At 65.4% G+C, this 22,443-nt stretch carries 14 protein-coding genes; 12 read left to right on the forward strand and 2 right to left on the reverse strand.

Annotated features, from left to right (window positions below; genetic code table 11):
- Window positions 1-274 precede the first annotated feature (274 nt).
- Window positions 275-658 carry a VOC family protein gene (locus FBZ89_RS25705; protein ID WP_145753415.1) on the reverse strand — a complete coding sequence of 128 codons (384 nt, stop codon included), beginning with the start codon at window positions 656-658 and terminating at the stop codon, window positions 275-277.
- 435 nt (window positions 659-1,093) lie between these two features.
- Here FBZ89_RS25705 and FBZ89_RS25710 point away from each other — a divergent pair, with 435 nt between their 5' ends.
- The 6 genes from FBZ89_RS25710 to FBZ89_RS25730 are packed head-to-tail and all read left to right on the forward strand — an operon-like array spanning window position 1,094 to window position 14,562.
- Window positions 1,094-2,554: a cupin domain-containing protein gene (locus FBZ89_RS25710; protein WP_145753417.1), complete on the forward strand. Its 1,461-nt coding sequence runs from the start codon at window positions 1,094-1,096 to the stop codon at window positions 2,552-2,554.
- A gap of 11 nt (window positions 2,555-2,565) precedes the next feature.
- A complete protein-coding gene (locus FBZ89_RS25715) occupies window positions 2,566-3,405 on the forward strand; it encodes a YqcI/YcgG family protein (RefSeq protein WP_186457584.1) in 840 nt (279 codons plus the stop codon).
- Entirely contained in the window at window positions 3,402-13,304 is a 9,903-nt protein-coding gene (locus FBZ89_RS25720; RefSeq protein ID WP_145753420.1) for a non-ribosomal peptide synthetase/type I polyketide synthase, read from the forward strand. The genes FBZ89_RS25715 and FBZ89_RS25720 overlap by 4 nt, the downstream gene beginning before the upstream one ends.
- Before the next feature lie 34 nt (window positions 13,305-13,338).
- Window positions 13,339-13,587, forward strand: coding sequence for a hypothetical protein (locus FBZ89_RS31035; RefSeq protein ID WP_186457586.1), 249 nt, complete (start codon window positions 13,339-13,341; stop codon window positions 13,585-13,587).
- Window positions 13,584-14,057, forward strand: a complete 474-nt coding sequence (locus FBZ89_RS25725) for a RidA family protein (RefSeq protein WP_186457587.1) — start codon at window positions 13,584-13,586, stop codon at window positions 14,055-14,057. The genes FBZ89_RS31035 and FBZ89_RS25725 overlap by 4 nt, the downstream gene beginning before the upstream one ends.
- Before the next feature lie 16 nt (window positions 14,058-14,073).
- Window positions 14,074-14,562 (forward strand): RidA family protein, encoded by a 489-nt coding sequence (locus FBZ89_RS25730; RefSeq protein ID WP_186457588.1) that lies wholly within the window; start codon window positions 14,074-14,076, stop codon window positions 14,560-14,562.
- Window positions 14,563-14,636: 74 nt separating this feature from the next.
- Here FBZ89_RS25730 and FBZ89_RS25735 read toward each other — a convergent pair whose 3' ends face one another.
- Window positions 14,637-15,293 (reverse strand): hypothetical protein, encoded by a 657-nt coding sequence (locus FBZ89_RS25735; protein ID WP_145753426.1) that lies wholly within the window; start codon window positions 15,291-15,293, stop codon window positions 14,637-14,639.
- Between the two features lie 561 nt (window positions 15,294-15,854).
- Between FBZ89_RS25735 and FBZ89_RS25740 the strand changes: the two genes are divergently transcribed.
- From FBZ89_RS25740 to FBZ89_RS25765, 6 genes are all read left to right on the forward strand, one after another.
- Window positions 15,855-16,772, forward strand: coding sequence for a cache domain-containing protein (locus FBZ89_RS25740; protein ID WP_145753428.1), 918 nt, complete (start codon window positions 15,855-15,857; stop codon window positions 16,770-16,772).
- Window positions 16,773-16,833: 61 nt separating this feature from the next.
- A complete protein-coding gene (locus FBZ89_RS25745; protein WP_145753430.1) occupies window positions 16,834-17,685 on the forward strand; it encodes an alpha/beta hydrolase family protein in 852 nt (283 codons plus the stop codon).
- A gap of 72 nt (window positions 17,686-17,757) precedes the next feature.
- Window positions 17,758-18,450 (forward strand): ABC transporter ATP-binding protein, encoded by a 693-nt coding sequence (locus tag FBZ89_RS25750; RefSeq protein ID WP_145753432.1) that lies wholly within the window; start codon window positions 17,758-17,760, stop codon window positions 18,448-18,450.
- On the forward strand, window positions 18,447-19,604 hold the full coding sequence (locus FBZ89_RS25755; protein ID WP_145753434.1) for an ABC transporter permease: 1,158 nt from the start codon (window positions 18,447-18,449) through the stop codon (window positions 19,602-19,604). Before FBZ89_RS25750 ends, FBZ89_RS25755 begins: the two co-directional genes overlap by 4 nt.
- A 37-nt stretch (window positions 19,605-19,641) precedes the next feature.
- The gene (locus FBZ89_RS25760) at window positions 19,642-20,844 is read left to right on the forward strand and encodes an ABC transporter permease (protein ID WP_246172579.1); all 1,203 of its coding nucleotides are present in this window, start codon (window positions 19,642-19,644) and stop codon (window positions 20,842-20,844) included.
- 492 nt (window positions 20,845-21,336) lie between these two features.
- Window positions 21,337-22,260 carry a RidA family protein gene (locus FBZ89_RS25765; RefSeq protein WP_145753436.1) on the forward strand — a complete coding sequence of 308 codons (924 nt, stop codon included), beginning with the start codon at window positions 21,337-21,339 and terminating at the stop codon, window positions 22,258-22,260.
- Window positions 22,261-22,443: the final 183 nt, after the last annotated feature.

The following is a 22,443-nucleotide window of genomic DNA, read 5'->3' on the forward strand; positions in this document are numbered from 1 at the left end:
CACGAGCCTTCCCTCACGACTTGCGTGAAAACGGTGGGCTTAAGAACGGTAGGATCGCGTGATGTAACGATCGCCGTCCGCGATGAAGCCAGGTAAATAAAATCAAAGACTCGCCGGCATTTTTACTATGGTTCAACCCATATGAAGGCATGCATCCGGCGACGCTGCGTCCGGAAGGCAAACCGGGCGTCTGACGAGATTATTTTTTTAAATTCATTGATGAGAGGCAACCCCCAGGCAAGCAACCTGGACGAGGCTTCAATGTGCTGAGGCCTCAATGTGCCGCGGAATCAAAATTGATCGCGCAGGCGACGTTTCCTTCCGTGTCTTCGAACTTGATAATCCAACCAACAGTGGGAATAGCGGTCTTTTCCATCAGAATTTTACCGCCCGCAGCCACAACAGCGGCCGCCGTCGCATCCACATCATCTACAGAAATGGAGCATTCGTAGCCGATCATATCTTTCTCGGCGGGATTATACTTGCGAGACTCGAGTGCACCAAGCACAGGCTGATGAGAGCCGTCGCGATGTTTTATCTGGAAGAAATCAGAAGGGCCATATTGCTGAAAGTCCCAGGCAAATACCTTGCCGTAGAATGTCCGGGCCCGCGCGATATTATCGGCGTGGATAGCGAAGTGCACAAGCGTATTCGCCATAAAGTCCCCCGTTATGAGTGATTGGTATGGACTGCGTCCAGATGATACGGGCGCAGCTTAAGGAATCTAACGCAGATTACATTTTTTTAATGTTAGCAGCCGATTTCGACATTTGCAAGTATGGCGTGTTGGTTGTCACTTATGGGTAGGTGTCTAATCCGGAATCGTGTCTTTTTACGTTTATGGATCATGGATAGGGTTTGGAATTGGGGCAGGTTTCGTCGGAATAGGCCGGCACTATTATTGATTTATGTCGCGTACATCTAAGCCTTCAATCCAACCATGATTGGTCAGCCGGAAGGTATCCTTTTGGCTTACCTGCTTATTCTATCATGGCTATTTGGAGGAAAATTCAAGTCCCTTGAAATACAACCTGTAATCGTGCAGCGTAGGATTTAATCATCCGTCCGCCGCCCTTTTAAGAATGGTTGACCCATGATCCATTCAATCCAATCAGAGTTGGCTGGTAAGGGCGATGAATACGAAGCAGTTGACTATCTTCATTCGGATCTTGTGAGATACGCATCCGCCTATCATTTTAGAAGTGCGGATGTTTCCGAGCTTGTCCTTGAAGATGACTATTTCAGGCGGCCGCTTCGTCCAGAAGATCTGAGTTTTCTAAAATTCTCCGGATATTTAAAAATAAAAGACGCGAGCAATCTTGCCGCATTGGCAGGTAATCGCCTGCTGTTGTCTTTCTACGAAAGTGGCGCCTGTTTATATCCCCCATTTTCCGGGAAGGCTTTGCTATCGCCGTCCGCATCTCAGGGTGTGTGGTCGGAATTCTACAATCCAGAGCTGCGAGCCATTGGCGCGCGGGTCGCGCCGCGACTGGAGACGTTTCTTTTCAGCGCCGTGGGCGAAGAAGCCGTCCGCGCGACGCCCGCCGACCTTCCCAATTCGGTGTCCGACTTCGTGGGCGCTCATTTCCGGGCCAGTTCGCGCTTCTGGACGCGATTGATCGACACGTTGACGGCCGCCGATTACCTGGCCGACGGCATGCGCCTGCTCCTGATCCAGCGCGTCCCCCTGGGGCGCAGCCGGAACCTGGCGATGTCGCGCGTCGCGGCCCTGCACCCGTTCATTCCCGTGCCGGCGCCTTCGGTGGCAGAGGAGGCTTGGTGCGCCGCGCTGGGTGTGCGCGTGGGCATGCACAGCTATTGGCAATTCTATCTGCCCGCCGTTCTGGCCGCGACGACCCATATTCACATGCTGGCCCGGCAGCCAGGCACGCTGTTGCGCCTGGTGGGGGCGGCGCTGGTGGAGGGGGCGGAGCAGGCGGGCTTCATGATGGCCATGGCCGAAGGCGCCCGGCGGTTGGGCTTGCCGGAACGGGCGCCATCGGCCGACACGGCGGATGGCGCCACGCGATCGGTGTCGTCCGCGGTGGATGCGGCCGTGGATGAGGTGACCGGCACCTTCGGCCGCACGAGCCTTGCGGAGGTGGCGCGGGGTGCGGCTGCGGCGACCCTGCTGACGGCCCAGGCCCACCGTGACGTGCGTGCGCAGCTCCTTTGGCTTTCTGACATGCCGCGCTATGTGGCGGCGGCGCGGGCCATCAACCGCAGGATCGATCAGGATTGTCCGGATATCGATCGGGAAACCTTCGTGGAACCCAGGGAGATGTGCTCCACGACCCATGTCCATGACGATCACCGGCTGGTGGTGATCGAAGAGGGGCAAATGGTGTTCTGGGGCAACCTCGGCATGTCGTTGCGCCTTGACGTCGGCGACATGGTGCTGGTGCCGCAGGGGCGGCTGCATGGGTCCACGGTGGAATCGCCGGTATGCACCTACCACCAGCCGATCATCCCGCCGGACTGGCTCGACATGCTGCCGGGCCATGTCATCTCCCCCTATGCATCGTCGCCATCCCTTGCAGTGGCATGGGATTGAAAGGCCGCGCCATGGAGCATCAGCGGAACCAAGACATATGGCGCGACCGCGTCATCGTGGGGACGATCATCGGCGCCACGCCGCCGGCCTGGATGGCCTCGGCTTACGAAGCCTATCGTGCCGTGGTTCTGAACCCGGCTTACCCCTGTTTTTACGGGACCCAGTCCGAGCGGCTGGGCGACATCTATTATTCCTACGTCGACGACGGGTGCCTGCATCATCTGCCTGAAACGCTGCGCACCTTCTTGGCCATCGGCACCATTTCGGACCGCAAGCGGCGTAACATGGCGCTGTTCCTGGATCCGCGTCGCGCCCCCCGGGACCATGAGGAGGCGCGGGCCCAGTTCTGGGACGTCCTGGCATATCTGCGCGACCATGACCGGCAGGGTGCGGCCACGTCGCTCGACGCCGACCACCCGCTGTGGGAGTTCTCGTTCGGCGGGTCCATGATGTTCGTCGTGGGCGCCAGCCCGACCTACCTTTCACGGCACAGCCGGAACCTGGGTGACGGCATGGTCTTGCTGTTTCAGCCGCGCGAGGTTTTCATCGACCCGCTGAACGGCCGACCCATCGAGATGGAGGCCAGGGCACGTATCCGCGAACGCCTGCAGGCATGGGACGGCATGGCGGCGCATCCGGACCTGGGCGTCTACGGCGACCCGTCCAATCGGGAATGGCGGCAATATTTCCTGCCGGATGATAACCAGCCCGTGCGCGGCCAGTGCCCGTTCGCGCACGGGCCGGCAGCGCGCCCAGCGGACGCCATTTCCGAGCGGTCGGAGAAAGCGGGCGTCCTCGTTGCCGGCCCAGAGGCAGGGTTGGTCCTCGCCGCCAAGCCGGTTTCCGCATGAGCGCGGAGCCGTTGCTCGCCGCCGGCCCTCCGGCGCCACCCGGCCCGTCTCCAGCGTGGGATGCGGAGGGGCGGAGGGCTGCCGAGCTTCTGGTGCGTCTGGAGCGCATGGGGGCGCGGTTGGAGGCGCGTGAGGGCCGGTTGCGGGTAGATGCCCCGGCGGGTGTGCTCGATGATGCGACGAAGGAGGCGATGCGGGCCGCCAAGACCGGCCTCATCGCCCTTCTACAGGCGCGCCAGTCCGACGGTATCGCCCCCATCCCGCGGGGCCGGGAGGCTGTCTTCCCCCTGTCTCTGCCCCAGCACGCCTTCTATATGCTGGAGCGCCTGCAGCCGGGCAGCCGCGCCTATAACGTCTTCAGCTTGCGCCGGCTGCGCGGTGCGGTCGATCCCGGACGCCTGTCGCAGGCGCTTGACGTCGTCGTTCGCCGGCATGAGCCGCTGCGGACCCGGTTCATCCTAGTGAACGGCAAGCCCCAGCAGAGGGTCGAGGCGCCATTCGGTGCGCCCCTCGCGGTCATCGACCTTTCTGTCCTTCCCGATGAATCCCGGAAGCACGCCCTGGCGCGCGTCACCGACCGCAGCCGCGCGCCCCGCTTCGATTTGGCGGCGGGCCGCCTGTTCAGGGTCGAGTTGATCACGCTGGACGCAGGTGAGGCGGTGCTGTCGCTGGCGATGCACCACATCATCGCCGACGCGGCGTCGCTGGATATCTTTTATAGCGAACTGGCCGCCGCCTATTACGCGCCCGCCCACCATGCGGACAACGGGGGCGCGGGGCCGAATCCCCCGGCTGTGCAGTATGCCGACTACGCGGCCTGGCAGAGCGACCGCCTGGCGCGGGGGCTGCTCGATCCACAGATCGATTACTGGCGCCGGCGGCTGGCAGCCCTTCCGAATTTGCTGGCGGCGATGGGCGCGAACTCCTCCGGCCCGGGCCTCGAAACCGTGCGTGGCGTGCTGGGTGGGGGTGATCGCAGGCGGCTGGCCGATTTGGCAAGGCAGGCGGGCACCACGTCTTTCGTCGCCCTCCTCGGCCTTTTTATGGTCCTGCTGGGACGCTATAGCCGCGGCCGGGACATCCCGGTGATCGTGCCGACCGCTGGTCGGGACCGGGACGAGGTGGCCCGTCTCATTGGCGTCTTCATCACCGGCCTCGTCGTACGAGGGCGGGTGGAACCGGGCGCAAGCGTGGCGGCGCTGCTGTCAGACCTGTCCCGTCGGGTGGCCGAGGCGCTGGAGCATTCGGAGCTGTCGATTGAAAGCTTAGAGGGACTGCTGCGCCAGCGCCGCGAACCTTTGCCGGGCCTGGACGGCCTGTCCAAGATCGCCTTCAACCATATCTCCACCGGCCGGGCCATGGTGGCCGGCGAGGCGATGGTGGAGGTCATCGAGTCAGACCGCCAGGAATCCGTCTTCGATCTGATGATGATCACGATCGACACACCGGACGGCCTGGACTTCAAGTTGGAAATCCGCCCGGGATTGCTGGGCCCGGGTGGCGGGCGGCGCCTATTGGACGAGTTCCTGCACCTGGTGGGTTCCGCGCTCGACGGTGGCGTCGGTGCCGTGCTGGATGACCTGGCGCATGAGGTCGGCGGCCTGGACGCGCGGCGGCGCGCCTTGCTGCAGCGGTGCGGAGCGGACAGCCTGCCGCTGCACCTCCTCAGCCGCCCCCTGCCGTGCGCCGTCAGCGCGGAGGGGGCGGTCGCGGTGATGCGCGCCGCGCTTGCGCGGCGGCCGGACCTGGCGGCGGCTTTGCGCCCCGTTCCGGCGCCGTCGGCCTGCCCGGCGGTTCTTGTCGAAGACGGAAGTGCCGATGGGGAAGCCTGGGCCGCCAGCGTGGTGGCGTGCCTTTCCGCCGATGCCTGGCGCCAAACGCGCGAACGCTGGGCGGACGCCCCGCCCTCGCCCGCACAAGGGGTGCTACGGATCTGCGTGGTGGAGGGGTCGGAACTGGTTGTGGCCGCGTCCGAAGCGCTGGCGGACGCGGGCGAACTGGCAGCATTGGCCGATGGCCTGGCGGCGGCCATGGGCGGTGGGCACCTGGCGTTGCCCGGCCCTACCCGATGGCGCGCGGCGGCGGTGGCGCTGGCGCCCGATCCGCCCGCAGCCGTGGCCTCGCCCGCGCTCTGGTGCGCCCAAGGCGGCTGGGTGTCCGCTGGCCACACGTTGGCTGGGGAACTGTGGGACCGGCTGCACGCGGCCGCCGACCAGCACGGCATAACGCCGGCCCGCCTGGTGAGGGGAGCATGCCTGTTGCTGTCGGCGACGTTGGGTGATGTGGAGGAGCCGCTGGCGCTTGACTTCCTGGAGGCCGACGGCGACGGGCGGGTGCATGCCGGACGCCTGGTGACGACGGACGCATGGCTGGATCCCGGGGCGGCACCCCTGGCCGTGATGGTGGCGACGCCTGAGTATGAGTTGCCCGGCTTTACGGTCGTGCCGACGGACATCTGGTTCACCGCGCGCCGGGCGGCCGACGATTCCATGGCACCGCCATTGGACCGGCTGGTCCGCCCGGGCGCCCGCCTGCGCCTGGATTTCATCGCGGGTCCGCGCCATGGCTTGCTGCGGCTGACGGCCTGTGCCGACGCGGTCGGCGGGGACGGCGGCCTGTGGCTGCGCCGGCTGGCGCTCCTGCTGCGGCAATTGGCCGATGGGCCGCCCGGCTTTTCCCGCCTCGGCTATTTGCTGCCGGATGACGATGGCCGGATGGCGGCGATGGCCGGGGAAACGTGCCCCTTGCCTGTACCGCCGCTGGCCGCCGCGATGGTGCGGGCGGTGGCGGCGGCGCGCCCGGACCGGCCCGCCGTGTCGTCCCTGGCCGGCGAGACCCTGACCTATGCGGATTTGATGGCGGCCGTTGACAAGGTGGCGGCGGCCCTTCCGGCACCCGGCGCCGCTATCGGCGTCTCCGTCGCGCGGACCGAATTTCTGCCCGCCATCCTACTGGGAATATTCAGCGCGGGCTGTGTCTATGTACCCCTGGACCCCCGCCTGCCGCCGCGGCGCTTGGCGGACATGGTGTCCCGAGTGGACGCGGCCCTGGTGGTGGTGGATGAAACCACGCAGCATCTTTTCGCCCCCCTGGGCGTGCCGCTGACGACGCCGGATAAGATGCGGGCTGCCCGGGTGTCGGTGCCGGCGGTCGGGGACGGGGTGAATCCCGAGGCGACTGCCTACGTTATGTTCACATCGGGCTCCAGTGGGCGGCCCAAGGGTGTCCGCCTTAGCCACCGTGCGCTGGCGGCCTTTCTAGACGCTATGCTGCGGGCGCCGGGGGTGTACGAGGACGATGTCCTGTTGGCAACCACCACCGTGTCCTTCGACATCTCGCTGCTGGAACTGCTGTTGCCGTTGTGCGCTGGCGCCCGCGTCGTCGTCGCGGACGAGGACACGCCGCGGGATGGCCGCCGCCTGGCCGATGCACTGCGACGGACGGGGACGACGCTTTTTCAGGCCACGCCGTCCGCTTGGCGCATGCTCCTGGACGCCGGTTGGCCCGGCGATCCTGATCTGCGCGCATTGAGTGGCGGCGAGGCCATGCCCGATGCACTGGCCCGCGCGCTTCGGTCCCGCACGCGGGAAGCGTGGAATATGTACGGCCCGACGGAAACGACCATCTGGTCGGCATGCGGCCGGGTGGAGGCGCCGGACGTCGCGGCTGCGGCGGGTTTCCAGGACCGGCCGCAAAGCTTGGGTACGGCTATCGCTAACACGCGGCTGTGCATCGTCGACCGTCGCGGCTGCACCGTGCCGCCGGGTGGCATGGGGGAGCTTCTGATCGGCGGCGCAGGGCTGGCCATCGGCTATCTCGACGATGGCCAACGCACGGCCCAGGCGTTCCGCGAAGTGACCGTGATGGGTGCGCGCGCCTACCACACCGGGGACCGGGTGGCGCTGGGGCTGGATGGCCGCCTTTATTACCGGGGCCGCCGGGATCGCCAGGTGAAGATCCGGGGCCACCGCATCGAATTGCCGGAGATCGAGGCGGCACTGCTGTCATGGCCGGGCGTCGGGGATGCCGTGGCGGCGGTGGAGGGTGAGGGCGCGGACGCCCGTCTTGCCGCCTTCGTCACCGGCGATGTGGACACGGTGGCGCTTCGGCGCGGCCTGAAGGACGCGTTGCCGCCGTACATGCTGCCCCACCGGGTGGACCTGCTGCCGGCCCTTCCCCGGCTTCTGAACGGCAAGATCGATTTTGCCGGCCTGATGGCCCGGCAGGGGGCGGGTGAGCAGGAGATGGCCTTGCCCGCGCCAATGGCGGCGCGGTCGGCTGGTTCCGGTGCCGCCGGCCCGGCCGCGATCGAGCGGGACCTCATCGACATCTGGCGGGCGCTCCTGGGACACGCGGATTTCGGCGTGGGCGACAACTTCTTCGACGTCGGCGGCCATTCGCTGCTGCTGCTGCAGAGCCGTGATAAGGTCAACGCCCGCTTCGATGTGCGCATCGAGGTCATCGACCTGTTCGACAGTCCCACGATCAGGGCCCAGTCGGAACTGATCGCCGCCCGACGGAGAACGGCCACCCCGCAAACCGTCGCCGCCGAGGCCCCGCCGCAGGGGGAGACGCCCCGCCGTCGCGATGTCGCTGTCGTGGGCATGGCGGGTCGTTTTCCAGGCGCCGGGGACCTGGACGCGTTCTGGCGCAATTTGGTGGCCGGCACCGAATCCATCACGTTTCTGACCGAAGACGAACTGTTGCGGGATGGCGCCGATCCTGACCTGGTCGCATCGGATGACTATGTGAAGGTCGCCGCGCTGCTGGACGATGTCGAACTGTTCGACGCCGCCTTTTTCGGGCTCAGCCCTGGCGAGGCGGAGCGCATGGATCCCCAACACCGGCTTCTGCTGGAATGCGCGCAGGCGGCGCTGGATGACGCCGGCTACGCGCCGCGCGTTACGGGTGAGAAGGTGGGCCTGTTCGCAGGCACCGGCTTCAGTTCGTACTTCTTCACCAACATCCAGCATGACGACGCCACCATGTCGTCGGTGTCCCCGCTGGAATTGCTGTACGCCAACGATAAGGATTACGCCGTCGCCCAGGTCGCCTACCGCCTTGATCTGCGAGGGCCCTGTGTCACCGTGGGTAGCGCCTGCTCGACCGGGCTGGTGGCCATCCACCAGGCGTGCGAGGCGCTGGTCGTGGGTGCGTGCGACTTGGCCTTGGCGGGTGCCGCCAAGGTCATGACGCCGCAACGCCGGGGTTATATGCACCTGCCGGGCGGCATCATGTCGCCCGACGGCCATTGCCGGGTTTTCGATGAAAGCGGCGGGGGAACCGTCTTCGGCAGTGGGGTGGGCGTGGTCGTCCTGAAGCCGCTGGAACGCGCCTTGGCGGATGGCGACGCCATCCACGCCGTCATCAAGGGCGGTGCCGTGAACAACGACGGCGGCGACAAGCTGGGCCTGACGGCGCCCAGCCAGTTGGGCCAGGCGCGGGTGCTGAGGCAGGCGTTGGCCGCGTCCGGAGTGGCGCCGGAAAGCGTAGGCTACATCGAAACCCACGGCACGGGTACGGCCCTGGGCGATATGGTCGAGGTTGCCGCCATCCGCGACGCGTACGGCGACGGGGGTGCTAATGGCGGCGATGCCGAGGCCTGCATCCTCGGCGCGGTGAAGGCCAATATCGGCCACCTTGATTCCGCCGCCGGTTTGGCCGGGTTCATAAAGGCCGTTCTTTGCGTGGCCAATGGCGTGATACCGCCGGTGCCGAATGTGCGCGGCCTCAATCCCAAGCTCAGGTTCGGCGCCGGCCGTTTTTCCGTCAACCAGACGCTGGTCCCGTGGGCCCCGGCCGACCGGCCCCGGCGCGCGGGCGTGAGCTCCTTCGGCATCGGTGGTACCAACGCCCACCTGCTTATCGAGCAGGCGCCATATCGGGATGGGCGCCTGGATGTGATCGGGGATGCCGCCGCCCCCCCCGACGGCCGGATGCTTTTCGTCCTGTCCGCGCACAGCCCGACCGCCCTGCAGCAGGCCCGGAGGCATCTGTGTGGTCACCTGGACCGTGCCGGTGGGGCGCTGGACCTGCGGGACGTTGCTTTCACATTGGCCGTGGGACGGTCGCCGCAGTCGTGGCGTTGGGCGGCTGTTGCCGGAAACGTCGGGGAATTGCGCGCCCGTCTGGATGCTGACGACCCGATGCCTCCCGTCGCGGTGGGCCAACGGCGCACGCCCGTGGTGTTCCTCCTGCCCGGGCAGGGCAGCCAGCGGTTGGGCATGGCTGCGGCGCTTTACCGGCGGGAAGCCGCGTTCCGGGCGGCGCTGGACGAATGCCTGGCTCATGTCGAGGCCGCCGGCGGCGGCGACTTGCGCGCTCTCCTGCTGGCGATGGAGGCTGACCCGGGGGCCCTGACCGAGACGGCCCGGGCGCAACCGGCGCTCTTCGCCATGGAATACGCGCTGGCGGCGCTTTGGCAAGCTTGGGGGGTGGTGCCGGATGCCATGCTGGGCCACAGCCTGGGTGAATGGGTGGCCGCCGCTCTTTCCGGGGTCATGCCGCTGGCGGACGCGGCGCGCCTGATTGTCATCCGGGGACATGCCATGCAGGCCTGCCCGGCTGGACGCATGGTCGCCCTCGCCGCGCCGGCGGAGGCAGTGGCCCATTGCCTGGAGCCGGAAATCTCGGTGGCGGCCTGCAATGCGCCGGACGTGACGGTCATCGCCGGCCCGGCCGCTGCCATGGCCGCGACGGTCGCGCGTCTGGAGGCGCGGGGCCTGCAGGCGCGTCCACTCCACACCTCGCACGCCTTCCATTCGGCGGCGATGGACGCGGCCGTACCCGCGGTGCGCGCCGCCTTGGCCGAAGTGGCGTTTCAGGCGCCCGCCATACGTTGGATATCCAATCTGACGGGGCGTTGGATCATGGATCAACAGGCGACCGATCCGGACTATTGGTGCCAGCAGTTGCGTATGCCGGTGCGGTTTTGGGATGGGCTTTGCTGCCTGCGCGAAACCTTCAATGACGCTTTCATGGTGGAGGTGGGGCCGGGGACGACACTGGCCGACCTCGTCGTCCAAAACACGCGCGCGCGCGCCCTGTCCAGCCTGGCGGGCCGTAACGGCGACGATTACGGCGCCATGTTGTCCGCGGCTGGCGCGCTTTGGCAGGCGGGTGGGGCGCTGGACATGCAGGCCGTGACGCGTGCCGCCGGTGGCCGGCGTGTCCATCTGCCCCCCAAAGCCCTAGAACGGCACCGCCATTGGATAACGCCCGTGGAAGGGCAGGGCCCGCGTCCGCGGCGCCGGGGCGACCCGGCCGATTGGGGCAAGATCGACACCTGGCGCCGCCGCGCCGCCCTGCCGTCACCCGCGCCCGAGGAGATCGCCGCGACGCCATGGCTGGTCCTCGGCCGGGGCACGTCGGCATTGGAGGAGGCCGTGGTGGCGGTGCTTCACCAAGCGGGGGGCCAGGTTTTGAGAATGCCGTGGGGCGATGCCACCGGTTCCGCCCCGCCTTCCGCAACCATCGCACCGATGGGCCCGGTGGCGGACGATCCGGCGGCCTATTCCCAGATCGCCGCCCTGGCGGCCGGGGGCGCGCGGTGCCTGCGGATCATTTGCTTCTGGTCGCCGCGAGAGCCGGACGGCGACGCGGTGGTGTCCGATGGGGCGGCGTTCCTTGACCGGCTGATGTTCCTGATCCAAGGGCTGGCGTCCGATGATCCTGCCCGGCGCGGCCAGGTCGCGGTGGTGACCCGGGGTCTGGGCGCCATCTCCGCGGGGGAGCGGATCGACCCCTTCGCGGCCCTGTGCCTGGGGCCGGTGCGCGGTGGTGGGCACGAGGCGCCGAACGTGCGCCTGGCAGCGGTCGATGTGGGGGATGCGGACGTCCAAGCGGACCAATGGGAGCAGGCAGGCGCGCTGGTCGCCGAATTGGCGGCGGGCCTACCCGATCAGGAGGTTGCCCTTCGGGGCCGTGGCCGCTGGATCCGCATGGTCGAACCGCTGGCCCTGCCGCCACCAGCGGAACCCGTCCTGCAGCCGGGCGGCCTCTACGCGATCACCGGCGGCTTAGGTGACCTGGGCTTTGCCCTGGCGAAGCACTTGGCCGTCCGCTGGCGCGCGCGGCTGGCGCTGTTCTCGGGCACGCCGGCGGATGACCCGGGGCCGGCTGGCGCGCGCGTGCGTTCCCGCATCGCGGAGCTGACGGCCCTCATGGGCGAATGCCCGCCGCTGTACCATGCGCGGGTGGAGGATGCTCAAGCCATGAACGCCGCGTTCGCCGAACTGCGCGGAACCTTCGGTCCGGTGAACGGGGTCTTCCACCTGGCTGGCGTGGCCGATGGCCGATTGCTCGCCTGGCGACAGGCCGGGGCCGCCGCGCCCGTGCTGGCGCCTAAGGTTGATGGATCGCTGGTGGTGTCGGGTATCGCCCGCGCGCAGGGCATCCCCCTTCTAGTTTTCTTCTCATCCCTCACGGCCCGGCTGGGCACGGTGGGACAACTGGTCTATGCCTCCGCCAACGCCTTCATGGACGCGCTGGCCTTGCGTAACGTGGAAGATGGGTTGCGGACCTACGCCATCGGCTGGGACAGCTGGCGGGATATGGGCATGGCGGCACGCATGGGCGCGGTGGAGGGACTGGCGGCCATGGCGCGCGCCACCCGCCGCAACGGTATCGACCCCGCCGCCGGCCTCGCCACGCTTGAGGCGATCCTGGGCCAACATGAACCCCACGTCCTGGTTTCTCCCATTGACTGGGCGGCCCGGGTGGCCGCCGAGCCAGCGCTGCGATCAGGGGGCGACGCCGTGTCGGCGGCCAGCGCGACCGAGCCGCCGCGGCGGACGCCCCGGCCCCGGACCATGCCCCCGCCGGTGCCGCCGGAAACAGAGGCCGAGGGCCGGCTTGTCGCACTGTGGGAAGAAAGCTTCGGCGTGGCCCCGCTGGGAACGCGGGACAGCTTCTTCGATCTGGGCGGCACGTCGCTGCAGGCCGTGCGCATGGTCCGGTCCATCGGCGCGCTGCTGGGGCAACCCCTTAGCCCCAACGTCCTTTTGCGCGCGGCGACCATCGCCGAGTTGGTCGCCGCCGCTTCTGGTGCCACCCCCGCTACGGCTCAGCGCGCGGCCTCGGCTCCCACCGTCACCCTCATTCGTGACGGGGCCGCGCATGAGCCGCCGCTGGTTCTCATTCACCCCGTCGGCGGCGAGGTCCTCGTCTATCGCGACTTGGCCCAAACCTTGGCCGACCGGCCCATCCATGGCCTGAGTTTTCCGAAGGACGCGCCCGCAGCGGACCTGGCGACGGTGGAGCGTATGGCGGATGCCTACGCGCGGGCTATATGCACGGCGCTGCCGGGCCTTCCCGCCGTGTGCCTGGGCGGCTCCTCCTTCGGGGGCATGGTCGCCCTTGAGATCGCCCGACGGTTCCAGGCGGATGGGGGGCCGGACGTCGCCTCGTTGCTGCTCATCGACACACCCGGTCCGGGCGAAGTCACCGCTGCGCTGGACCGAGACGCCGAGATATTGGCCTACATGACGTCTCACCTTCCGGCCGAGGCGCGCCTCGGCCTGGCGGACCTCCAGGAACAGCCGGAGGAAAGTCTGCTCGACTATTTCTGCGATCGGCTGCGGGTGGTGGCGCCCGAAGCGGCGATGGGCAAAGGGCAATTGGCGGACCTGCTTGCCGTCTTCCGGCACAACCATCGGGCGATGCTGGACTATCGGCCGGCGCCCTTCAATGGGCTGGTGCACTTCATCCGCGCGCTGGAACGGCGGCCCGCTTACGACCCAGTCCATCCCGAACGCGCATGGGCGTCCATCTGCCGGGACCTTGTGATCCATCAGGCCGCCGGCAACCACGTGACGATGCACGCGCCGCCGCACGTCGCGACGTTAGCGCGGGTGGTCGATTCCATATTGGCGGGGACGGAGAAATCCGCCGTCGCGTGAGATGCACACATCACCAGGGGAGGGAAGCAGCGTGGTGGATATCCTGTACTGCAAGGCATGCGCGGCCGAGGCCCTGCGCGCTGGGCCCGACTGGCCCGCGGACGCGCCGGATGCGGAATACTTCTTCGTCCACGGCGATGGCGTCGTGACCGTGGGCGCCGACCGGCAGGACGGCCCCGTCATCGGGACGCCGTCGGACCGGTGGCTAGGATACTGCCGCGATACCCTGGGGATGCCCGTCCCGGACGTCGATGGCCTTTCCCCACAGGAGCAATCCCGATGAACCGCCTCATGCTTATGGTGATCGCGGGCAGCATGGCCATGGTGTCCGGCACGAGCGTGGCCGAACAGGCCAAAATCGAACGCCTGAATCCGGACACGATGCCGAAATCGCCCTTCAAGTCGCAGGCCGTCGTCGTCGATAACGCCGGCAAGTTTGTGCACATCGCCGGCGAGACGGCGGTCGCGACCAACTTCCATGTCCAGGGTGACACGCTGGACGGGCAGTTGACCGACGCCCTGCAGAATTTCGATTACGCTCTGGCGGCAGCGAAAAGCGACCGCGACCACGTGGTGGCGTTGAACGTCTTCTTCGTCGCGAAGTCGGGCGAAGAGCCGAAGACCATCACGCCGCGATTACAGGCCTATTTCAAGGACCACGGCTATCCGGCCGTCACCTTCATTGGCACTCCCGCGCTCGTGGCGCCCGGCATGCTGATCGAGATCGAAGGCACGGCGACTGTCCCCAATTGAGGTCGAGGAGGCGACATTGAAAAAGGGTTTTCTGACCGCCGCCGCCGTCATCGGCATCCTGTCCGGCCCGGCGACTGCGGAGATCGTGAAGTGGAATCCGGAAAAGTTGTTCAACAGTTCCGAATTTTCCCACGTCGTCACCTCGGACCAACGGTCCCGCGTCGTTTTTATCTCGGCCCAGGGACCCATATTGCCGGACGGCACGGTCATCCTGTCCAACCGGGTCAAGGCGCAGACCAAGCAGGTCCTGGAAAACCTCACCCAAGCGCTGGCAGCGGCCGGCGCGAAGCCCGAGGACATCGTCCGCATCCACATCTACGTGACGGACTACCAAGTCGGACAGGGCATCATCATCTCAGGCGAGATGCGCAAGTTCTTCAATTACCAGATGCCGACTTCGTCCTTCATCCCGGTCAGCCAGCTAGAATTCCCTGGCGCGATCCTGGAGATCGACGCCATCGCCGAGCCGGGACGCGCGGCGCAAACGGTGAAGGCCGGCTTATGAGGGGGGGGGAATGCGCGCCGATCGCGGGGGTGGCCCCGGTGCGACGGGGCACCGGGGGCAAACCATGGGCGGCATCAGCGCGCGACCGGTACCATACGCGCCTCGCCCGCCAAGACGACGGCCGTGCCGTCGGGGTTGTCGGCGACCAGCGGCTTGATGACCAGTTGGGCGGGGGATTGCGCCCCTTCGGCCCGGAACGCTGCCTTGATCGATTGTTCGGCCGCGGCGACGTCCTGGTGGTCGTCGATGAAGGCGGTCAATTGCGCCACGCTGTCCAACTGGGTGCCGGCGAAGACCAGAACGCTTTTCAGGTTGGCGACGGCGGCCGAAATCTGGTGGTCGGCGCCGGCTGCCTTCCCGGTGATACCGCCGAACAGGACGATACGCTTGCCCGCCGCCCGCTGGCGCGCCTTGGCGTCGACCAGCAGGTCCGGCGGTATGCTGCTGCGGTCCACATAACGCACGTTGACGATGACGGAACTGCCGCCTGCGTCCAGTTGGCGCACGCCCACCAGGGTGGTGATGGGGTAGTCGATGGCCCCGTCCACCCCGATCATCGAGCCGTTACGGATCGAGAAGTAGGATTTCAAGATCTCCTCGATGCGCCGGTGCTGAGTGCCGCCGCCGCTGAGGTAGCTAATGTCCAGCCGGATGATGGACTGCCGCCGGGCGGCGTCGCGTTCCAACTGCCGGTCCAGTTCGGCCAGCGCGGCCTTCAACTGCTCTGCCACTGTGCCTCGCGCTGGCGGGACGACGCGTCGGTCGATCGTCGTGACCCAGCTTTCCTCGGATACCGCGAAGGATGTCGTGCCACGGGGCAGGCCAGGCGGGTTGACGTACTGAAGCGGCAGAAGGGTGCCCGACGGGTCAGGCGAACTGGCGGCCGCAGTGATTCCGGAAACCATGGTGAGAGATGATAGGATTAATGGAAGTAACAATGCGTGTATTGATTTCATTTCTTTGATCCTATCGGTCATCATTTGGTTGTTTGTCTATGAATTCTGATAATTAATCAGAATTTCCGCATTAATATCCTTATGCATCATGATGTTTAGGTGCTGATATGAACTTTGACCGCAAGGAATTTTTGACGCGAAATAATAAAATGCAGAAGTGATAATTAGTATATTATACCTTAGAGATATTAATTAAAAATATCTCTTTGTGCGCCATTTGATAAATTTGTCTGATTGTTTTTATATATTTCGATTTCTCTTGTTTTCGTTTGTGCCGTGAGGCCGATCTAAGAAAGAGGTGGGAAGATGGGGCGGAAAATGGGAACTGGAAAATGGATGTTCTGCGCCGTCGCGGGATCGCTTCTCGCGGCTTGCGCCTCATCGGGGGTGGCGCCGCCGGAGACCTACGACGCCCGTGCCGCCCGGGCGCGGCAATCGCTGGACCATGCCGTGGCAGTGGTGCGGAGTAGCCTGGACCCGGCGAAGCTTGAGGTCGCGAAGGTGGCCGAAATGACATCGGCCGGCCGCATAGATCCCATCGATCCGGAACCCATGACAGCGGCGCTGAAGACACTGATCCGGTCCGACGGCAATCTCAGGGACGCAACTATCCTCACCTGTGATGAATGGGTGCGCGGCCTCGTGGTCCAGAATAAGTCCATCGTCCCGGTGGCGCTTGACTTCCATGACCAGCACAAGCGGGTACGCATGGTCTTTGATCGCGACCTGACGGAACCGGGGCACGACGGCTATTGGGACGACCCCGCGTTCACCACCATAAACGGGCCCAGCCTGACCGTGCGGCAGCGCCTGCTCTATCACGGGGCGCCGCGCGGCGTGCTGATCGCCACAGTCAGCCTGGCTGATATTTCGCGGCAGTTCGAAAAGGATGCCGACGACACCGGCGCGCGCAGCTTCATCCTGTCGGGTGACCGCGTCCTGGCCCATCCGACCTTAGCGCGCGCGTTTTCGGCGGGATCGCCCCCTGTCGGTGGCACCGCGCCGACCGTCCATGACCTCAATGACAGGGTGCTGGCCGCGCGCGGTTCCGGCCGGATCGTGCCCAACGCTGGCCCTGGCGTAGGCAGGGAAACGGCGGAGATTGTTTCCCTCGATGGCCAGGATTTTCTGATCCAGACGCGGGAACTGCGGGGTTACGGCCCGAAGGGCCAGACTATCGGCACGTATGTGTCGCTCGCGGACGTCACTGACTTCCACGGGCCGCGCGCGGCGCTGGCGCAAAGTCGTCCTTGAGGCGGCTGTGTGGCGGTGCGTAGGCGATCTACCGGAATGGTCTTGGAAAAGGATGGCGGCGATGCGCATGTGGTTGAGGATGATGGCGGTCATGGCGGCGCTGGCGTGTTGCGCCGCGGCGCGGGCCCAGGACTGCCCCGGGGTCGAGGCGCTGCGCGGCGCCGCCCTCTTGGTCAGCTACGGGGGGGTGGATTTCTCCGTTTCCGTTCCCGAGAAATGTCGCGCCATGCAATGCGGGCTGATCGTGGACGTTCATGGGGCGACTATGACGGTCGATGAGCAGGAACGTGCCTTTCATTTGCGCGGCCTTGGGGCCGCCGCCGAAGGCTACGGCGCCCCCAGCCCCTACATTGTGGTCCAGCCCCAGGCGCCGGGCCACCCACCCCAGTGGCGGCCGGATCTGAGCGAGACGGTGATGGGCTTCGCCAAATGCGTCAGCGCGGCGTTGAACGTGGCGCCTGGCCGCCGGCATTTCGGCGGCTTCTCGCAGGGGGCTTACATGACGGCGCACTTCTACTGCGAGAACAGCGGCTTCTTCGCCAGCTTCGCGGCCGTCGCCGGTGGGGCCGAGATGATCAAGGAATGCCTGGGCGGCCCACATGCGCCGCTACTTTTCATCCAGGGACGGTCCGATACCTTCGTACCCTTCGATTACGCCAGGGAGATGCTGGATGTCATGAAGGACCGCTTGCCCCGCCAGCAGGCCAAGGGGCCGGATGAGACAATCTACACTTCACACGACATGACCGTGGATGTCCTGCTGCATGACGCAAGCGGCGGGATGGTTGGCGGCCATTGTGTTCCCGGCGGCGAGGGCAGGGTGGGCTGCCCGGCCAGCTTCAACGCCGGGGAAAGGGTGCTGCGCTTTTATATCGCCAGCGCCGCCGACAAGACCGAAAAGCCGCATTCATGAAGCGCCGCCTGCCGCCGGCTCCGCGGTCGGCAAGCATTGCCGTGGTGGTCTATATCCGAGGGAGATGAGCACATGGTCGGTCCTATCATCCAGTTCAGCAATGTTTCCAAGCGCTTCGTCAAGGGGAAGGAGACGATCACGATCTTCGATCATCTCGACCTGTCCATTCAGGCGGGGGATTTCGTCGCCATCATGGGGCCCAGTGGTTCCGGCAAGACTACGCTATTGAATCTTATGGGCGGGCTGGACCAGGCGACGGAGGGGCAGATCACCTTCAACGGGGCGGCCATCTCCGGCCTCAGCGAGGGCCAGTTGGCGGCGTGGCGGGCGGTCAACGTCGGTTTCATCTTCCAGTTCTACAATCTCATGCCCATGCTGACGGCGGAGCGGAACGTGGAACTGCCGCTATTGCTGACCAAGCTGAGCGGGGCAGAGCGGCGGCAGCGGGTCCAGGCGGCCCTCGCCCTGGTCGGCCTGCGGGAACGGACCGGCCACTATCCCCGCGAGATGTCGGGCGGCCAGCAACAGCGCGTCGCCATCGCCAGGGGCATAATCTCCGACCCTAAACTCCTGGTCTGCGACGAGCCGACGGGCGACCTGGACCGCGCCACGGCCGACGAGGTTTTGCTGATGCTACAGACGCTGAACCAGGAAATGGGCAAGACCATCGTGATGGTCACCCATGACCCCGCGGCCGCCAAATATGCCCACCGCATCCTGCACCTGGACAAGGGTGCCTTCACGGATCGGGAGCTTGCAGCATGAACGACTTCTATCTGATGCGGAAGAACCTCTCCCGCAAGAAGCTGCGTGCCATCCTGATGCTGGTCGCCATCTTCATTGCTTTCCTGATTTTCGGCGTGCTGGCCAGTTTCCAGCACGGTTTCAACGCCGGCACTGGCCTGGGCGGCACCGACAGCCGGCTGATAACGGTCAGCAAGATCAACTTCACCCAGTCGCTGCCGGTAGCCCATATCGCCCGCATCGCCGGCGTAGACGGCGTCGAGACCGTGGCCATGGCCAACTGGTTCGGCGGCTATTACCAGGAACCTTCAAATCTACTAGCCATGTATGCGGTCGATCCGGAACCTTACTTGAAGGCGTACCGCGACGCCTACGTCATCGCGCCGGCCGAGCGCGCGGCCTTCCTGGCGGATCGCGGATCCCTTCTCGTTCCCGAGGGACTGGCCAATAAATACGGCTGGAAGGTGGGCGACAGCTTGCCGCTGCTGAGCAACATCTTCAGCAACAAGACCACCAATAGCCATCGATGGGACTTCACCATTGCCGGCATCATCCATACGGCCCATCCAGACGACCCGCAGGGGGCGATCCTGTTCCATCATGCCTATTTTGACGAGACGGTGACTTTTGGCCGCGACAAATTCAATTGGGCGGTCGAGCGCATCGCGCCTGGCGCCGATGGCGACCGCATCGCCGGGGCCATCGACCTGCTGTTTGCGAACTCCCCCAGCGAGACGGCCACGCAGCAGGAAAAGGCGTTCAATCGGGCTTTCCTGGCCCAGATCGGCAACATCGCGCTGATCGTGACATTGGTGGTGAGCGCGGCGTTTTGCACCATCCTCATGATCGTGGGCAATACCATGATCATGGCCATCCGGGAACGGACCAAGGAAATCGCCGTGCTCAAGACCCTGGGCTTCTCCCGCGGGCGCATTCTGCGCCTGGTGCTGGGGGAGGCGTTGCTGCTGGCCCTGCTGGGGGGCGTGCCGGGGCTGCTGCTGGCGGTGGTGGTGGATAAGGTCGCCCTAGCCAAACTGCTGCCCGGCAGCACGATGACCTGGCCTATCTCCTTGACCGGCATCGGCTTCATGTTGGCGTTCGGCCTGGTGACGGGCCTGGCGCCGGCGTTGAACGCCATGCGCATCAACATCGCTGCGGGCCTGGCCCGGTTTTGATCCGGCGCGGGGGCGACCGGTCGCGTCAGACAATGGGATGAAGGGCACCATCATGAGCTTGGTCAATCAAATCGCCGCTGTCACCGCCCTGAATTTCAAAAGCATGCCCCAACGAACTCTGGGCTCGCTTTCCACGGTGGTGGCCGTGACGCTGGTGGTCACTGTCCTGCTGGCGTTCCTGGCGATGGGAGAGGGGTTTCAGAAAACGATCCGGGGATCAGGCGCCGCCGACGTGGCCCTGTTCCTGCGGGCGGGCGCACAGGCGGAGGCGAATAGCAGCGTCACGCGGGACCAGTTGCGCCTGATTGAGGAAGCGCCCGGCATCGCGAGCGACGCGAGTGGCAAGCCGCTGGTGTCGGGCGAACTGTACGTTGTCGTGGACGGCATCAAGAAGTCGAGCAACACCAAGGCGAACCTGCCTCTGCGCGGCATCAGCCTGAAGGGCACGGCCACGCGGCCGGGCTTCAGGATTGTCGCGGGGCGGATGTTCGCTCCTGGCGCGAACGAGATCGTCGTGGGGTCCGCCGTGCTGAAGGAATTCAACGGCATGGACGTCGGAAGTACGGTGCGTTTCGGCACCAGCACCTGGACCGTCGTCGGCGTCTTCGACCTTGGCGGCAGCATTTTTGAATCGGAACTTTGGGCCGATATCGACGTGGTGCAGAACCTGTTCCAACGCCAGAATGTCTTTCAATTGGCGCGGGTCAAGCTTGAGGATCCCTCCAAGCTGGTCGCCCTGAAGGCGTTCAGCGAGGGGGATCCCAAACTCAAGCTGGAGGTCGTCTCCGAGGCTGATTATTACGCCAAGCAGGCGCGCAGCATGACTGGGCTTATTCAAAAGCTAGGCTGGCCGCTGGCCATCGCCATGGCCCTGGGCGCTCTGGCCGGCGCCTTGAACACCATGTACAACTCGGTGGCGTCGCGCGCGCATGAAATCGCAACGCTGCGCTGCATTGGTTTCGGCGGCCTTCCCGCGTTCGTCGGCACCTTGCTGGAAAGCCTGGCACTGGCGGCGCTGGGTGGGTTGGCGGGCAGCCTTGTCACTTGGTTGCTTTTTGATGGGATGACGGCGTCGACCCTGGGCAGCAACTTCACCCAAGTCGTCTTCAAATTCGACCTGTCGCCCTTCCTGGTTCTGCAGGGTATCCTGATCGCCCTAGTCGTCGGGGTGGTTGGCGGGGTGTTCCCGGCCTGGCAGGCGGCCCGGATGCCCGTCTTGCACGCATATAACAGAAGCTGACGGGGTGACAGACTCCGGACGAGGAGGGGCGCCGGCGGGAACCATCGGCTAGAGTCGTCCGCGTTCAATCAGACGCAGCCGGCTCGAGTTGAGTCTGTCCGCGAGCAGCTTCACGCCCAAAGGCGCTTCCACCTTTGGGCGATCTGCTCCAGGCGATTCAGGTGGCGAAGGGGGGCGTTCCGGCCTCTTTTTTTAATCCCGTTCAACCCCGATTGCCGCTCCCCGAATAGGGGACATCCGATGGGTAGCTTTCCTGGGGAGAAATTTCATCCTATGGTGTCGCAATATAGGATTGCGAGTTGATTGGGCTTGAGGCCGTTTATCATTGGCGGTTTCGGGTCGTGGCATCCCATGTTGCCCTCAGGGCCAAGAACCATAGTACATATCTAAATTAACCATCTTAAATTCACGTCATCTGCCTTTGGATCGTGCATCGAAAATGACGCACGTACCCCGGATCTCAACCTCAATTCAAGATAATAGGAGACAGTCATGCGTAATTCTCTTTTATTGACGACGATTTTTCTTGGCCTCGCTTGCTCACCCCTGGCCGCCGCCCAACAAAGGGAAACGGATGCAACGCGCCTGCCCTTGCGCTACGCCAGCCCGGACAACTTTCCCCGCTGGTCGGCCTCTTTGGCCGTGGTGACGAAGTCCTGGGTGAAAACGGCCGACCTGGGCACGATCACGCCTTCCGACACGTCCGGCGACTTGAAGGCGCAACTGGCGTCCGCCCTGGATGCGTTGGACAAGCAACTCGCGGCGCGCGGGGCCCGGCGTAACGCCATCATTCGCCTAAACGTCCGTTTCGTGGGCGAGAAGCTCGAGGACACGCGGCTGATCGGCGACGCGTTGGCTGCTTATTTCGCCGTGCGCAACAATTCCATGGCGGGAACGGTTGGCGGGATCGATTATCCCGTACGGTCAACGGTGGGCGTTGAATCGCTGGAGCCCGCCGGCGCCAAGGTGGCCCTGCAGGTCCGGCTGGTCGAGGATGGCGACAGCCTGACGCGGGAGTTGGTCAATCCCGAACTCCGCGGCCGGGCCGCCACGGCGCCGGGCACGGTCCTGTTCGGGGGTGTCAGTGCCCAGCAGAAGGACTTCACGATCGAAGGCTATGACAATTTCGAACATGAGGTCACCGGTGCGGTGAAGAACCTGGCAAAGGTGCTGGCCAACGCCTCTAGCGGCATTGGCCAGGTAAAGACCTTGACCGTCTATTACGCCCCCCACGGCAAGGCGGAGATAACCGACGAGGTGGTGCGCCGCAACCTGCTGGCGGCGCTCAAGACCGCGGGGGCCAAGACGGTACCCAAGATCGAGGTGCAGGCCGTCGGGTCCGCCTGCACGCCTCAGTTCCAGGTCATCCTGGATGGTGAGGCCATCGCGCCGGCCACGCTCGCTATCGCCAACTGACATCACTGCTGACGGCACCGTGGAACCGGCCCGATGCGATCAGTGTGATGTCGCCGCCTCGGGCTGGCCTTGGCCTATGCTGCACGTGTGCCGGCAAACCGGCGTTTATCCTAGCCCGAATAATTCACCGGGGTCGGCGGACATGGCCTAAAGTCCTGGAATCACGTGGAATTCGATTGTTAA

The organism is Nitrospirillum amazonense (assembly GCF_007828045.1).
Lineage (GTDB): Bacteria > Pseudomonadota > Alphaproteobacteria > Azospirillales > Azospirillaceae > Nitrospirillum > Nitrospirillum amazonense_C.

Excerpts from the sequence above, each read along its gene's own strand:
- FBZ89_RS25765 (WP_145753436.1), top strand. The coding sequence starts at position 21,337 with ATGCGTAATTCTCTTTTATTGACGACGATTTTTCTTGGCCTCGCTTGC.
- FBZ89_RS25705 (WP_145753415.1), bottom strand. The coding sequence starts at position 658 with ATGGCGAATACGCTTGTGCACTTCGCTATCCACGCCGATAATATCGCG.
- FBZ89_RS25745 (WP_145753430.1), top strand. The coding sequence starts at position 16,834 with ATGCGCATGTGGTTGAGGATGATGGCGGTCATGGCGGCGCTGGCGTGT.
- FBZ89_RS25755 (WP_145753434.1), top strand. The coding sequence starts at position 18,447 with ATGAACGACTTCTATCTGATGCGGAAGAACCTCTCCCGCAAGAAGCTG.
- FBZ89_RS25760 (WP_246172579.1), top strand. The coding sequence starts at position 19,642 with ATGAAGGGCACCATCATGAGCTTGGTCAATCAAATCGCCGCTGTCACC.
- FBZ89_RS25720 (WP_145753420.1), top strand. The coding sequence starts at position 3,402 with ATGAGCGCGGAGCCGTTGCTCGCCGCCGGCCCTCCGGCGCCACCCGGC.
- FBZ89_RS25715 (WP_186457584.1), top strand. The coding sequence starts at position 2,566 with ATGGAGCATCAGCGGAACCAAGACATATGGCGCGACCGCGTCATCGTG.
- FBZ89_RS25740 (WP_145753428.1), top strand. The coding sequence starts at position 15,855 with ATGTTCTGCGCCGTCGCGGGATCGCTTCTCGCGGCTTGCGCCTCATCG.
- FBZ89_RS25725 (WP_186457587.1), top strand. The coding sequence starts at position 13,584 with ATGAACCGCCTCATGCTTATGGTGATCGCGGGCAGCATGGCCATGGTG.
- FBZ89_RS25710 (WP_145753417.1), top strand. The coding sequence starts at position 1,094 with ATGATCCATTCAATCCAATCAGAGTTGGCTGGTAAGGGCGATGAATAC.
- FBZ89_RS25750 (WP_145753432.1), top strand. The coding sequence starts at position 17,758 with ATGGTCGGTCCTATCATCCAGTTCAGCAATGTTTCCAAGCGCTTCGTC.